Origin of the sequence: Sphingorhabdus sp. EL138, from assembly GCF_900258045.1 — a bacterium.
In the GTDB taxonomy this organism is placed as follows: domain Bacteria; phylum Pseudomonadota; class Alphaproteobacteria; order Sphingomonadales; family Sphingomonadaceae; genus Parasphingorhabdus.
Window position 1 is genome coordinate 523,297 of the sequence record NZ_OGVD01000003.1, and the last position, 12,605, is coordinate 535,901.

The window sequence follows — 12,605 nt, forward strand, 5'->3', positions numbered from 1 at the left end:
GCCCTCCGCAAGACTCGCTAACCAAAGATACAAGAAAGGCGCTGCATCGTCCCATGAACATCCATGAATATCAGGCCAAAGAACAACTCGCCAAATATGGCATCGGCATCCCTGCGGGCCACGCAGCCCTGACCGTTGACGAAGCTGTCGCGGCGGCCGAAAAACTGCCCGGACCGCTCTATGTGGTGAAGGCGCAAATTCATGCTGGTGGACGCGGCAAAGGCAAGTTCAAGGAATTGGGCTCGGATGCAAGCGGCGGCGTACGTCTGTCCAAATCGGTCGATGCCGTGCGCGAAAATGCCACCGAAATGCTCGGCAACACGCTGGTTACCATCCAGACTGGCGATGAAGGCAAGCAGGTCAACCGGCTCTATGTCACCGACGGGGTTGATATTGCCGAAGAATATTATCTCTCCATGCTTGTGGACCGGGCAACCGGCCGGATCGCGATGATCGTGTCCACCGAAGGCGGCATGGATATTGAAGATGTTGCCCATAACACACCGGAAAAAATCAAGACGATCACGATTGACCCGGCGCAAGGATTCATGCCGCATCATGGCCGGTCCATGGCTTTTGCTCTCGGTCTTTCGGGTGATCTCAACAAGCAGGCGCAGAAACTCGGTAAGCAGCTTTATACCGCTTTCACCGATATGGACTGCGAGATGCTGGAAATTAACCCGCTCGTGGAAACCAAAGATGCGCAGCTGCTGGTGCTCGATACGAAAATGAGCTTCGACGGCAACGCCCTGATGCGTCACCCAAACCTGATGGAACTGCGCGATGTGACCGAGGAAGATCCGGCAGAAGTCGAAGCTTCCAAATTTGACCTCGCGTACATTAAACTGGACGGCAATATCGGGTGCATGGTCAATGGCGCGGGCCTTGCCATGGCGACGATGGATATCATCAAGCTCAACGGCGCATTCCCGGCAAACTTCCTCGATGTGGGCGGCGGCGCGACCACCGAAAAAGTGACCGCGGCGTTCAAGATCATTCTCGCTGACCCCGCTGTAGAAGGTATTTTGGTCAATATCTTCGGCGGTATCATGAAATGCGACATCATCGCCGAAGGTATCGTCACTGCGGCCAAAGAAGTCGATCTCTCGGTTCCGCTCGTGGTCCGGTTGGAAGGCACGAATGTCACCAAGGGTAAGGAAATATTGGCAAATAGTGGTCTGCCGATTGTCCCTGCCGATGATCTGGGCGATGCTGCGAAGAAAATTGTTGCGCAAGTGAAAGACGCGGCCTGAAGCGCCGCATAGGCACAAAGTACAGCTAGGCATCATCCTCAAAAATGATGATGCTGCGCCGCAACATAGATATTTGACGTTTACGTGAACGTAAGCTAAAGCGTTCGCAGAAATTGAAAGAAGGAAACAGCAATGAAAATCCTGGTGCCCGTCAAACGGGTGATTGACTATAATGTGAAACCACGGGTGAAATCCGATGGCAGCGGCGTGGATCTCGCCAATGTCAAAATGTCGATGAACCCGTTTGACGAAATTTCTGTCGAAGAAGCGATTCGCCTGAAAGAAGCAGGCAAGGCAGAAGAAATCGTCGCGGTTTCAGTTGGCCCGCAAAAGGCACAGGAAACCCTGCGCACCGCTCTCGCCATGGGTGCAGACCGTGCGATCCTGGTGCAGACAGACGAAGAAGTCGAGCCACTGGGCGTTGCCAAAATCCTTGCGAAAATCGTTGAAGAAGAAGCGCCGAAACTGGTTATCACCGGCAAACAGGCGATTGACGATGACTCGAACCAGACCGGCCAGATGCTTGCTGCTCTGCTCGGTTGGGGTCAGGGTACGTTCGCCAACACGGTTTCTGTTGATGGCGACAGCGTTGAAGTGAAGCGTGAAATTGATGGCGGTTTGCAGACGGTTAAGCTCAGCTTGCCTGCCGTGGTCACCACCGACCTGCGCCTGAACGAGCCGCGCTATGCGTCGCTGCCCAATATCATGAAGGCAAAGAAAAAGCCGCTCGATGAGAAAACACCTGCCGATTACGGCGTCGATATCGCACCGCGCCTCACCACCACCAATGTTTCCGAACCGCCTGTCCGTCAGGCCGGTGAAAAGGTTGAAGATGTGGATGCGCTGGTCGCCAAACTTAAAGCTGTAGGAGCCATCTGATGAAGACTCTTGTACTCGTAGAACATGACAATAGCGAAATGAAAGACGCGACGCTGGCTGTTGTTACCGCCGCATCGCAACTGGGCGAAGTCCACGCTCTGGTCGCCGGTTCCGGCTGTGCCAGCGTTGGTGAACAGGTTGCCAAGGTTGCCGGTGTCAGCACCGTGCATGTCGCCGATGATGCCGCGCTTGCCAATCAGCTTGCTGAAAATGTCGCGCCATTGGTCGCCAGTCTGATGGAAAGCCATGACGCTTTCCTCGCGCCTGCCACAACCACCGGTAAAAACATCGCGCCGCGCGTTGCCGCCCTGCTCGACGTCATGCAGATTTCGGACATTCTTTCGGTCGAAAGCGAAGATACATTCACGCGTCCGATCTACGCTGGCAACGCGATTGCCACTGTCAAATCGAGCGATGCCAAGAAAGTCATCACCGTGCGCGGTACGGCTTTTGACAAGGCCGCTGCCGAAGGCGGTTCCGCATCCATCGAAGGCGTCACCGGCGCAGGCGAATCCGGCCTGTCCAGCTTCGTCAGCGAAGAAATCGCCAAGTCCGAGCGTCCGGAACTGACCTCCGCCAAGATCATCGTATCCGGCGGTCGTGCCTTGGGCTCTTCCGAGAAATTCGAAGAAGTCATTACCCCGCTGGCCGACAAGCTCGGCGCCGGCATCGGTGCTTCCCGCGCTGCGGTCGATGCGGGCTATGTCCCCAACGATTATCAGGTCGGTCAGACCGGCAAGATCGTTGCACCGGAAGTCTACATCGCCATCGGCATCTCCGGCGCGATCCAGCATCTGGCAGGCATGAAAGATTCGAAAACAATCGTCGCGATCAACAAGGACGAAGACGCGCCGATTTTCCAGATTGCCGATATCGGGCTGGTTGCGGATCTGTTCAACGCCGTACCGGAATTGACCGGGAAGGTTTGATCAGAGGCCAACCACCACCGTCATGCTGAACTCGTTTCAGCATCTAACGAGTGGCAGGCGCAATCTGAGAAATAGATTCTGAACCGATAGGCCACTGATGGTAAACGAGTTCAGAATGGCGAAGTATAAGGCCCTAGCGTGAAAGCGCTGGGGTTTTATTTTACAAAACCAAATTTGCGTAAAAGCCAAAATATACTGCCCATCCAATAAACGGCTATCCCATCCGCAATTACTATTGTTGCCACTCTCAGCTTTGCATCTTCTACCACAAGGGCCATGATAATCACTACTAGTGTAATCATCACTAGCGTTGTGCTGACCGACGACCAATGTCGCCCCCACATAAAAAATATACCATCATCCCGCATCGTAAAGTAGGCAGCAAGTGATCCGAATATTAGAACGGGGAAAACGAGTGACTGCCATGTCGGGTAGAATATATAGCTAATCAACTGCACCGCAAACAGCCCAACAGAAAACGCGTCGCGCAACCGCCGATTCCGGTTTGGTTTAAATAATTGCTCTGTCGTTTCCATGTTATTGGAATAGCCTGCCAACCGAAAAATTTCGTTAATTGGCAAATCTCAAGCTACATAACACTCCCCAACCGGACGAATTTCAAAGTCTTTTTTCTGAAACGTCCCGCTGATATGGCAGTTTCATGACAGCCACCAATTCCCCCAAATCGAAAATCGACAAACGCGAAGTCCTGGCGCAGGCCATTCTTGATGGATGCCCAATCAACAACCTGCCCGCGCGCTTTATTGCCGCAGGCTATAGCGAAAAAGCCGCCGCCTATGAGGTCGGGCGGGCGATGAAGGATCCGCTTTTCAATGCTGGCAAGCGGGTCAGCAACCGGCTGCGCAAAAGCAATTGGACGCTGGACAATTATCGCCGCCTGCACCGGGCGGATGCTGGTGACGGGGCGGAGATTCCGACCGTCCATGCCATCGATCCCGATCAGTTTTTCAGTGACTACCATCATCGCAACTTGCCGGTAAAACTTACCGGCCTGGTCGATCACTGGCCGGCGATGCAGCGCTGGACGCTGGATTATCTCGCGGGCAAAATCGGAGACGCGGTGGTTGAGCTGCAGGGTCAGCGGCAATCAAGCGATGACTATGAAATGGCCAAGGACAACCACAAGCGCCATGTGAAATTCAGCGAATTTGTCGCCCTGCTCCGCCAGACGGAGAGCAGCAATGATTTCTACATCACTGCCTATAACGACACGGTCAACAAACAGGCGCTGGCGCCGCTATGGGAGGATGTTGGCGATATCTCGCTGCTCAAATCCAGTGGCGGACAGGACGGTTTTTTCTGGATGGGCCCGAAGGGTACGATCACGCCGTTTCACCATGACCTGACCAACAATCTGCTGCTGCAAATATCCGGGCGCAAGCGCGTCACCATGGTCGCCGCCTATGACAGCGCCCATATGCGCAACCACCTGCATTGCTTTAGCGAGTGGGCCGCACCGGACGAGATCCGCGCGCTGGGCGACGCCGCGCCAAAACTATGGCAATGCGATTTCGGCCCGGGCGAAGCCATTTTCCTGCCCGTCGGCTGGTGGCACCATGTCGAAGCGCTCGACCACACGATCGGCATGTCGTTCACCAACTTCCCGGTCGATAATGATTTTTATACTGATTATCCGACTGAACTGGAGTTTTGACGTTTCGGTTTCCTAAACCGTAAAACTCTCCCCGCAACCACAATCGCCCTTGGAATTGGGGTTGTTGAACACAAAGCCGGCGGTAAAATCATCTTCCTGCCAGTCCATGGTTGAGCCGATCAGATACAGTACGCTTGGTCCATCCACGTAAAACACGCCGCCGGGGGTCACGATCTTTTCGTCGAACTTCACTTCTTTGGTCACATAGTCAACGGAATAGGCAAGGCCGGAACAGCCTCTGCGCGGGGTGGACAGTTTTACGCCGATCACATCTTCCGGCGCTTTGGCCATCAGGTCGGCGATACGCTGTTCTGCCGCTGGCGTAAGAATGATGGCTGCAGGAATTTCTCTGGTTTTGGTTTTCGTATCGGTCATTTCTAAAGCCTTTTCTGCCAAAACAATGCCCTACCCATTTCGGGATCGAGCACATAATCGCCATAGCCCAGCGACTCATAAAGCGCCTTGGCCGGTGCGTTGCCTTCCAGCACTTCCAGAGTGACTTTGCAGGCCCCGACTTCCCGGGCAATCGTTTCAATTTCCGCGAACAGCGCCCGTCCGACGCCGGTGCCGCGATATTCTTTGGAAACCACGATGTCATGAATATTGATCAGCGGTTTCCCGCCAAAGGACGAAAATGTCGTCATCAGATTGGCGAGACCCGCAACCTCATCGCCGACATAGGCCAGCAAGGAGGATGCTGCCGGTGTCGCTGCCAGTCCGGGCACCAGATTCGCCTGAACCTCTGGCGAAAGGTCTTCGCCGCCACCCATCGGGTCCATCGCATAGACGCGCAGCATCTTGACGATATCCGCTGCATGATCGGCATTGGAATAGTCCGCGCGAACAACCGTCGCGACTGCTGCTGCCTTAAGGGTCGCTGTCGCGGTCATAACATTCCCAGTTCAAGCTTCGCCTCGTCGCTCATCTTCTGCGGGTCCCATGGAGGATCCCAGACGAGGTTCACTTCGCTATGGCCAACACCGGGCACGCTGCCGACCTGCATTTCTATTTCACCGGGCATGGATTCTGCGACCGGGCAATGCGGCGTGGTCAAAGTCATGGTGACAATCGCGTGATTATCCGGGGTAATTTCCACACCGTATATCAAACCAAGATCATAGATATTCACCGGAATCTCAGGATCATAAATCGACTTCAGGGTATCGACGACGGCCTCATAGAGATCGCCGCCCGCCTCACCGGCCGGTGTTTCGGTCGGTTGCTGCGCCAGAAAACCTTCAAGATAGTCGCGCTTGCGGCTGAGCTTGCTGGCATCACTTTCCGCTTCGTAGGGAGACGGCGCAACGACGGGCGCAGGTTTTTCTTCAACCGCATCCTCGACCTTTGCCAAAGGGGGTTTTTCCACACTGTCGACTTCTTCGACCAATATCTTGCGTTCTTCGTTCATCTCTACTTCCTACCCGAAAATCTTTCTCACCCGTTCGATACCCTTGACCAGGGCCGCGACATCTTCTGCATCGCTGTAAATTCCAAAGCTCGCCCGTGCGGTAGCGGGCACGCCCATATAGTCCATCAGCGGCTGCGCACAATGATGACCGGCACGAATGGCAACCCCGCCCTCATCCAATATAGTGGCAACATCATGGGGATGCACGTCACCAACCGCAAAACTCAATATTCCCATGCTCTTATCCGGGCCAAATACCCGCACGCTGTTGATGCCGGACAATGCTTCACGCGCCAGCGCCAGCGTTGCATTTTCATGGGCAGAAATGACGTCCAGCCCGATGCCTTCGACATATTGAATCGCAGCATCCAGACCGACAACGCCGGCAATGTGCGGAGTGCCCGCTTCGAACCGTCCCGGCGGCGGCGCGTAGGTTATGCCGTCAAAACTGACCCGATCAATCATCGACCCGCCGCCCTTCCATGGAGGCATGGCGTCAAGAATTTCATAGGGCGCCCACAGCGCACCAATGCCTGTCGGACCGTAAATTTTGTGGCCGGAAAAGACATAGAAATCGCAGCCGATATCCTGCACATCGACGGGCACACGCGGTGCAGCCTGACAGCCATCAAGCAACAGTTTCGCACCGACTTTATGAGCGATGGCTGCTGCGCGCTTGGCATCCAGCAATGATCCGAGCACATTGGATACGTGCGCCAACGCCACCAGCTTATGCCGCTCAGTAAGATTGGCTTCAATCCAGTCGAGATCAATCTGGCCATCATCCGTCAGCGGCGCGACATCAATATGCGCACCCACCCGCTCGGCCAGCAATTGCCATGGCACGATATTGCTGTGATGCTCCAGTTGCGACAGCATGATGCGGTCGGCTTTGCCGACATTGGTGTTACCCCAACTTTCGGCGACCAGATTGATGCTATCGGTTGCACCGCTGGTGAAGACAATTTCGCTTTCGCTGGCGGCATTGAGCAATCCAGCAACCCGTTTGCGCGCCGCCTCATAGGCGAGCGTCATATTGGCCGAGCGTTCGTACACACCGCGGTGCACAGTCGCGTAATCCGGGCCATAGGCACGCGCGATGGCGTCCAGCACCGCTCTAGGTTTTTGTGCGGTTGCGGCAGTGTCGAGATAGTGCCAATCGCCACCGTCTTCCGTTCGCAAGGCAGGAAACTCGGCGCGATAATCGCGGGCAATGGTGGTTGGCGCGTTCACGAGATTTTCTCCAGCGCCGCGAGGGCTTTTTCTTCGATCATCGCGCGTTTCTCGTCATCTTCCAGTGTCACGAACGCATCACCAATAAACGCCTGCAGCATCAGCTTGCGCGCCTCTGCCGGCGGCAGTCCGCGCGACGCCATATAAAATAACGCCTGCTTGTCGAGTTCTCCAACAGTTGCGCCGTGGGCGCATTTCACATCATCTGCAAAAATTTCCAGCTCGGGCTTCGCGTTGGCAGTGGCGGTACGATCAAGCAGCATCGCCTTGATCGATTGTTCCGCATCGGTTTTTTGCGCGTTGCGGGCGACATCAATTTTACCAAGAAATGTTCCGGTTGCTTTTCCGGCCAGTACCGATCGCACCACCTGATGCGACTGCCCGTCCGGCATATCATGTTTGACGTTCGTCACAATTTCCAAATTTTGAGAACCGCCGCCAATCTGCGCTGCGCCGAGATTAAACTCCGCCTCCTCGTCCATCGTGACGGTAAGCTCGAATCGGCTGTAACCACCGCCGATATTGAGGATATGAACATTACCGATCGATTCCCAGCCAAGCGTCAGATCAATGCGCCGGACAATGGTTTCATCAGCTCCGCCTTCCAGAATGATCACTTCATCCCAGCCTGCGCCGGCCGGAATGGTAATCTTTTCCGCTTCCGGCAATGGCCAATGCGGCTCCAGCGCCTTGAGGTCGGAATAGCGCCATGTTTCATCGCGCCTGGTGGGGAGAGGAACTGTTGCTGACATTATCTGGAGCCCTCCAGTTCGCGGCGCAGCTTGGCCAGTAATTTGGGTTTCTCCGCCTCCACACAGGCTTTTACGGCGCCATCGCCAACAGCCCCGTCGCGGATACACCGCACGGTTGTTTTGCACAGTCGCTTGTCCAGATTGACGTTGCCGGATGACTTGTCGACCGAACAGGTGAAACGCCCTATTTGGTCTTTGCCGACCATGGTCGATATGCTGTTCAATCGCCGTCCGATGACGACAATCTCGTCCTCGACCGCAATCGCAGCCGGTTGCACCGCTGCCAGCAAGAGGGCACTTAAAATCATGCCGCCACCGCCTCATAGCCTTCTTCTTCGAGCTGCAGCGCCAGTTCCGGGCCACCGGTTTTGACGATCCGGCCGTCGGCGAGCACATGGACATAATCCGGCTTAACTTCGTCGAGCAGGCGTTGATAGTGGGTGATGAGCAGCACGGCTTTATCCGGTTGGCGCATGATCGCATTTATACCCGATCCGACGATGCGCAGCGCATCAATGTCGAGGCCGCTATCTGTCTCGTCAAGTATCGCCAGCTTGGGATCGATAATGCCCATCTGAACCATCTCGTTGCGCTTCTTTTCACCGCCGGAGAAGCCGACATTGACCGCGCGTTTCAGCATATCCATGTCCATTTTCAGCAGCGCCGATTTTTCCTTCGCCAGCTTGATAAATTCCGCACCGGAAAGCGGCTCTTCACCGCGCGACTTGCGCTGGCTGTTCAGACTTTCGCGCAGGAATTGCAGGTTAGAAACACCGGGAATTTCAACCGGATATTGAAAGCCGAGGAAAATGCCCGCAGCCGCCCGCTCATGGGGGTCAAGCTCCAGCAGGTCCTCGCCGTCAAAGTTCACACTTCCTGACGTGATTTCATAGCCGGGACGTCCGCCGAGTGCGTAGGACAGTGTCGACTTGCCAGCACCATTGGGGCCCATGATCGCATGAATTTCGCCCGCATTAAGCTCGAGCGAGAGCCCTTTGAGGATTTCTGTATCGCCAACATTGGCGTGGAGGTTTTCAATTTTTAGCATTCTTGGTCCTAGTTTCCTTGGTCTTGCACAGTGCTGTCTGCTCTGTCGGGTCAATCCCGATTGAATCGCTTGATTGTAATTTCGACACAAATATGTCGATCTGTTGTAGGACGTCCTCGATATATTCTTCGCGATCATTACTGTCCGGTATTTCCGGCCGCAGAGCTATGTCAGCGTTTGTCACAGCCTGTGAACGAATATTTTTGCAAGTGCTGAAATCAAGTCCCCTTACACTTGCACTGGTACCGTTTATTTCCGTCGAAATATGGCTATTTCTTCCGCTGAAAATTCCGCAAACCACATAAGGCCGTACAGAGTCGGCAATCATATCCGGGAGGTCCAATCTGGCACTCTCGCATTTTTCCGCCATTGCAGGGGCGGCGGCCACAAAAAGAGCGAAAATGACGAAGCGAAACATCACCCGACGCTCCCCTCAAGGGAGATCGCCAGCAATTTCTGTGCTTCGACGGCAAATTCCATCGGCAATTGTTTCAGCACATCCTTGGCAAAGCCGTTGACGATCAGGGATACCGCTTCTTCCTCATCCAGCCCGCGTTGCTGGGCGTAGAACATCTGGTCATCGCTGATTTTTGAAGTCGTTGCCTCATGCTCAATCTGCGCGGTCGGGTTCTTCACCTCGATATAGGGCACGGTATGCGCGCCGCAGGTATCGCCGAGCAGCAGGCTGTCGCACTGCGTGAAATTGCGAACATTCTCCGCATTGGCGCCGACGCGAACTAGACCGCGATAGGTGTTGTCGCTTTTACCCGCACTGATCCCCTTCGAGATAATCGTCGAACGGCTGTTCTTGCCGTTATGGATCATCTTGGTGCCGGTATCGGCCTGCTGATAATTATTCGTCAGCGCGACAGAGTAAAACTCGCCGACGCTATTCTCTCCATTCAAGACGCAGCTGGGATATTTCCAGGTCACGGCACTACCGGTCTCGACCTGGGTCCAGCTGATTTTGCTGCTCTTGCCCTGACACAGGCCGCGTTTGGTCACGAAATTATAAATCCCGCCCTTGCCTTCTTCATCGCCGGGATACCAGTTCTGGACTGTGCTATATTTAATCTCCGCATCGTCCATGGCGACCAGTTCTACCACGGCGGCATGGAGCTGATTCTCATCCCGCATCGGCGCGGTACAGCCTTCGAGATAGGATACATAACTGCCTTCATCGGCGACGATCAGCGTCCGCTCAAACTGGCCGGTATTTTCGGCATTGATCCGGAAATAGGTGGAAAGCTCCATCGGGCAACGCACGCCTTTGGGAATATAAACAAATGTCCCGTCGCTAAACACGGCGCAGTTGAGCGTCGCGAAATAATTATCCTTCATCGGTACGACCTTGCCGAGATATTTGCGGACGAGGTCGGGATATTCCTTGATCGCTTCGGAGATGGAACGGAAAATCACGCCGGCTTCTTCCAGTTCTTCGCGGAAGGTTGTTGCCACTGAGACGCTGTCAAACACGGCGTCTACAGCAACTTTACGCGCGCCTTCGACGCCCGCGAGTACCTTTTGCTCTTCGATCGGAATGCCAAGTTTTTCATAAACCCGCAGGATTTCCGGATCGACCTCATCGAGGCTGTTCAGCTTTGGCTTGGCCTTGGGTTCGGCATAATAATAAGCATCCTGATAATCGATCATCGGGATGTCGAGCTTGGCCCAATCCGGACTTTCCATAGTTTCCCACATCCGAAAAGCCTTGAGGCGCCAGTCCAGCATCCACTGCGGCTCACCCTTCTTGTCGGAAATGAAGCGCACCGTATCTTCGTTCAGACCCTTGGGCGCGAAATCCTGTTCGATGTCGGATGACCAGCCAAATTCATAGGCGCTGGCATTATCAACGGCCGCTTGCGCTTCGGCATTCATCGCCGCCCGCTCATCCTGTTCCTGAAGATCCGTTTTTACTTCTTCACTCATCACGCTTGTTCCATAGTTTTGATTGTCTGTGCAGCCGGCTTCTCGGCCAGACTTGCAAGGCTAACGTCGTCCAATGCTTTGCGGATAGTCTGGTTGATCACACCCCAATGCGGCTTGACCGTACAACTGTCTTCCAGTGCACAATCATGATTGCCTTCAATCGTGCAGCATGTAATCGCCAGAGGCCCTTCCACTGCCTCGACAATATCTGCGAGGCTGATGGACGCAGGCGGGCGCGCCAACCGAATTCCGCCACCAATACCGCGGGTTGATTCGATCAATCCTGCCGCAGATAAACGACTGACCAGCTTTTGCGTCGTCGGTAACGGCACGCCTGTTTCCTGGGACAATGTAGATGCGTTAAGCTTTCCTTCTGCCAACAGCGCAGCACCGCAGTGCCGCGAGGCAGCAGACATCAGCACAACAGCATAGTCGGCAAGGCTGGAAAGCCGCATAAAATCTCTCAAAATTCGTGTGATTCTCTAAATAAGACTTATTTAGTCGTATTTAAGAAGGATTGCAACTCCCAGCGAGCGCTATGTATCAGAAGTGAGAGGGGGGATATGTCCTTTCAAAAGGCCGCGCTGGTCTATCAGCTTCGCGGTTTCCCCCTCGGCAACCCGTAATTTGGTCGGCGTCGTTCCAGCGAAAAACTTTATCTCGCGTATCATATGCGACTGGTCATAAAAGGAGTCTTCCAGCGCAAGCAGCTCATCCTCATTCTGTTCCGCATAAGCCCGGGCCGCCCGCAAAGCGCGGTATTTGCGTGCGAGATATTTGGGTGCCATGCCGTAAAGCTTGTTAACCGTGCGCAGAACCTGGCGAGAGCTTTGATCTGATCGCTCCATTAGCGCGCTTACTGGCGGTGACGGTTCGGACGACAGCCATTCGTCCACCATTTTTGTAAACTGCCGGACCTCGGGTTTCACGCGGTGCCGCAAGTCCCGAAAAACCCGGTCGGCCCAGGCGGTCATGTCATCCACATCCTTGCAATTCCTCAACAACTCAAGGCTTTTGTCGATCTCATCCGTAAATATCTTGCCGGCGGGCACAGCCTTGTCGGCAAAATCAGCAGCGGATTTTTTTGTCAGCGCAGCCCAGCCCGCGGGCAGCAAACCGACGCCAAACATGCGAAACGGGCCTTTCACATCAAAATGCATTGCGCCGGTTGAGGGGCCAACCAGCATCGAATCTTTGGCAGAATAAGTTTTTCCATCCGCAAAACCGAGCTCAGCTGTGCCTTCCAAAAGAAAACGCAGCTGCGCAATGGCAGCACGCTCATTGTCTGCAAATTTAGGGTGCTCGACCTCAAATAAATAATAGACCGAGACTAAGTCTCGAACATCTTCTGCAGGCGCGAAATATCTCAGACTTACCAAAACGAACCCCTTTTCCCGGTTCGGGGGCAAACCGGCATTCCATTGGTTGCACGTTTATAGCCAAAAAAAATAGGAAAAAAAACTGGCCTGGCCAATTAATTAGCCAGGCCAATAAGGAAA

16 protein-coding genes are annotated in these 12,605 nt (G+C 54.4%); 4 read left to right on the forward strand and 12 right to left on the reverse strand.

The window, feature by feature from the left end; genetic code table 11:
- Nucleotides 1–53: 53 nt before the first annotated feature.
- From sucC to DK507_RS08665, 3 genes are all read left to right on the forward strand, one after another.
- The gene (gene sucC / locus DK507_RS08655) at nucleotides 54–1,253 is read left to right on the forward strand and encodes an ADP-forming succinate--CoA ligase subunit beta (protein WP_109355962.1); all 1,200 of its coding nucleotides are present in this window, start codon (nucleotides 54–56) and stop codon (nucleotides 1,251–1,253) included.
- A gap of 132 nt (nucleotides 1,254–1,385) precedes the next feature.
- Complete coding sequence (locus DK507_RS08660; protein WP_109355963.1) at nucleotides 1,386–2,132, forward strand: electron transfer flavoprotein subunit beta/FixA family protein; 747 nt, start codon at nucleotides 1,386–1,388, stop codon at nucleotides 2,130–2,132.
- Complete coding sequence (locus tag DK507_RS08665; RefSeq protein WP_109355964.1) at nucleotides 2,132–3,061, forward strand: electron transfer flavoprotein subunit alpha/FixB family protein; 930 nt, start codon at nucleotides 2,132–2,134, stop codon at nucleotides 3,059–3,061. The genes DK507_RS08660 and DK507_RS08665 overlap by 1 nt, the downstream gene beginning before the upstream one ends.
- Before the next feature lie 155 nt (nucleotides 3,062–3,216).
- Here the strand turns inward: DK507_RS08665 and DK507_RS08670 are convergent, their stop codons facing one another.
- Nucleotides 3,217–3,597: a hypothetical protein gene (locus tag DK507_RS08670; protein ID WP_109355965.1), complete on the reverse strand. Its 381-nt coding sequence runs from the start codon at nucleotides 3,595–3,597 to the stop codon at nucleotides 3,217–3,219.
- Between the two features lie 125 nt (nucleotides 3,598–3,722).
- Between DK507_RS08670 and DK507_RS08675 the strand changes: the two genes are divergently transcribed.
- On the forward strand, nucleotides 3,723–4,736 hold the full coding sequence (locus DK507_RS08675; protein WP_109355966.1) for a cupin-like domain-containing protein: 1,014 nt from the start codon (nucleotides 3,723–3,725) through the stop codon (nucleotides 4,734–4,736).
- A 12-nt stretch (nucleotides 4,737–4,748) separates the two neighbouring features.
- On the opposite strand, the gene DK507_RS08680 is transcribed toward DK507_RS08675, so the two are convergent.
- From DK507_RS08680 to DK507_RS08730, 11 genes are all read right to left on the reverse strand, one after another.
- Nucleotides 4,749–5,111, reverse strand: a complete 363-nt coding sequence (locus DK507_RS08680) for an iron-sulfur cluster assembly accessory protein (RefSeq protein ID WP_109355967.1) — start codon at nucleotides 5,109–5,111, stop codon at nucleotides 4,749–4,751.
- Between the two features lie 2 nt (nucleotides 5,112–5,113).
- Nucleotides 5,114–5,626, reverse strand: a complete 513-nt coding sequence (locus tag DK507_RS08685; RefSeq protein ID WP_109355968.1) for a GNAT family N-acetyltransferase — start codon at nucleotides 5,624–5,626, stop codon at nucleotides 5,114–5,116.
- Nucleotides 5,623–6,144, reverse strand: coding sequence for an SUF system Fe-S cluster assembly protein (locus tag DK507_RS08690; protein ID WP_109355969.1), 522 nt, complete (start codon nucleotides 6,142–6,144; stop codon nucleotides 5,623–5,625). The genes DK507_RS08685 and DK507_RS08690 overlap by 4 nt, the downstream gene beginning before the upstream one ends.
- Before the next feature lie 9 nt (nucleotides 6,145–6,153).
- Entirely contained in the window at nucleotides 6,154–7,359 is a 1,206-nt protein-coding gene (locus DK507_RS08695; protein WP_109356237.1) for a SufS family cysteine desulfurase, read from the reverse strand.
- A gap of 14 nt (nucleotides 7,360–7,373) precedes the next feature.
- Nucleotides 7,374–8,129: a SufD family Fe-S cluster assembly protein gene (locus DK507_RS08700; RefSeq protein WP_109355970.1), complete on the reverse strand. Its 756-nt coding sequence runs from the start codon at nucleotides 8,127–8,129 to the stop codon at nucleotides 7,374–7,376.
- Entirely contained in the window at nucleotides 8,129–8,437 is a 309-nt protein-coding gene (locus tag DK507_RS08705) for a hypothetical protein (RefSeq protein WP_109355971.1), read from the reverse strand. Before DK507_RS08705 ends, DK507_RS08700 begins: the two co-directional genes overlap by 1 nt.
- Nucleotides 8,434–9,177, reverse strand: coding sequence for a Fe-S cluster assembly ATPase SufC (gene sufC / locus DK507_RS08710; protein ID WP_109355972.1), 744 nt, complete (start codon nucleotides 9,175–9,177; stop codon nucleotides 8,434–8,436). The genes DK507_RS08705 and sufC overlap by 4 nt, the downstream gene beginning before the upstream one ends.
- Entirely contained in the window at nucleotides 9,164–9,595 is a 432-nt protein-coding gene (locus DK507_RS08715) for a hypothetical protein (RefSeq protein WP_109355973.1), read from the reverse strand. Before DK507_RS08715 ends, sufC begins: the two co-directional genes overlap by 14 nt.
- Nucleotides 9,595–11,055 (reverse strand): Fe-S cluster assembly protein SufB, encoded by a 1,461-nt coding sequence (sufB, locus tag DK507_RS08720; protein WP_109356238.1) that lies wholly within the window; start codon nucleotides 11,053–11,055, stop codon nucleotides 9,595–9,597. The genes DK507_RS08715 and sufB overlap by 1 nt, the downstream gene beginning before the upstream one ends.
- 50 nt (nucleotides 11,056–11,105) lie before the next feature.
- Entirely contained in the window at nucleotides 11,106–11,561 is a 456-nt protein-coding gene (locus tag DK507_RS08725; RefSeq protein ID WP_109355974.1) for an SUF system Fe-S cluster assembly regulator, read from the reverse strand.
- Between the two features lie 81 nt (nucleotides 11,562–11,642).
- A complete protein-coding gene (locus DK507_RS08730; RefSeq protein WP_109355975.1) occupies nucleotides 11,643–12,485 on the reverse strand; it encodes a DUF6597 domain-containing transcriptional factor in 843 nt (280 codons plus the stop codon).
- Nucleotides 12,486–12,605: the final 120 nt, after the last annotated feature.

What these genes read in the sequence shown, in the direction of transcription:
- DK507_RS08685 (WP_109355968.1), bottom strand. Translation starts at nt 5,626, where the DNA reads ATGACCGCGACAGCGACCCTTAAGGCAGCAGCAGTCGCGACGGTTGTT.
- DK507_RS08725 (WP_109355974.1), bottom strand. Translation starts at nt 11,561, where the DNA reads ATGCGGCTTTCCAGCCTTGCCGACTATGCTGTTGTGCTGATGTCTGCT.
- DK507_RS08715 (WP_109355973.1), bottom strand. Translation starts at nt 9,595, where the DNA reads ATGTTTCGCTTCGTCATTTTCGCTCTTTTTGTGGCCGCCGCCCCTGCA.
- DK507_RS08660 (WP_109355963.1), top strand. Translation starts at nt 1,386, where the DNA reads ATGAAAATCCTGGTGCCCGTCAAACGGGTGATTGACTATAATGTGAAA.
- DK507_RS08670 (WP_109355965.1), bottom strand. Translation starts at nt 3,597, where the DNA reads ATGGAAACGACAGAGCAATTATTTAAACCAAACCGGAATCGGCGGTTG.
- DK507_RS08665 (WP_109355964.1), top strand. Translation starts at nt 2,132, where the DNA reads ATGAAGACTCTTGTACTCGTAGAACATGACAATAGCGAAATGAAAGAC.
- DK507_RS08700 (WP_109355970.1), bottom strand. Translation starts at nt 8,129, where the DNA reads ATGTCAGCAACAGTTCCTCTCCCCACCAGGCGCGATGAAACATGGCGC.
- sufC (WP_109355972.1), bottom strand. Translation starts at nt 9,177, where the DNA reads ATGCTAAAAATTGAAAACCTCCACGCCAATGTTGGCGATACAGAAATC.
- sucC (WP_109355962.1), top strand. Translation starts at nt 54, where the DNA reads ATGAACATCCATGAATATCAGGCCAAAGAACAACTCGCCAAATATGGC.
- DK507_RS08675 (WP_109355966.1), top strand. Translation starts at nt 3,723, where the DNA reads ATGACAGCCACCAATTCCCCCAAATCGAAAATCGACAAACGCGAAGTC.
- DK507_RS08690 (WP_109355969.1), bottom strand. Translation starts at nt 6,144, where the DNA reads ATGAACGAAGAACGCAAGATATTGGTCGAAGAAGTCGACAGTGTGGAA.
- sufB (WP_109356238.1), bottom strand. Translation starts at nt 11,055, where the DNA reads ATGAATGCCGAAGCGCAAGCGGCCGTTGATAATGCCAGCGCCTATGAA.
- DK507_RS08680 (WP_109355967.1), bottom strand. Translation starts at nt 5,111, where the DNA reads ATGACCGATACGAAAACCAAAACCAGAGAAATTCCTGCAGCCATCATT.
- DK507_RS08705 (WP_109355971.1), bottom strand. Translation starts at nt 8,437, where the DNA reads ATGATTTTAAGTGCCCTCTTGCTGGCAGCGGTGCAACCGGCTGCGATT.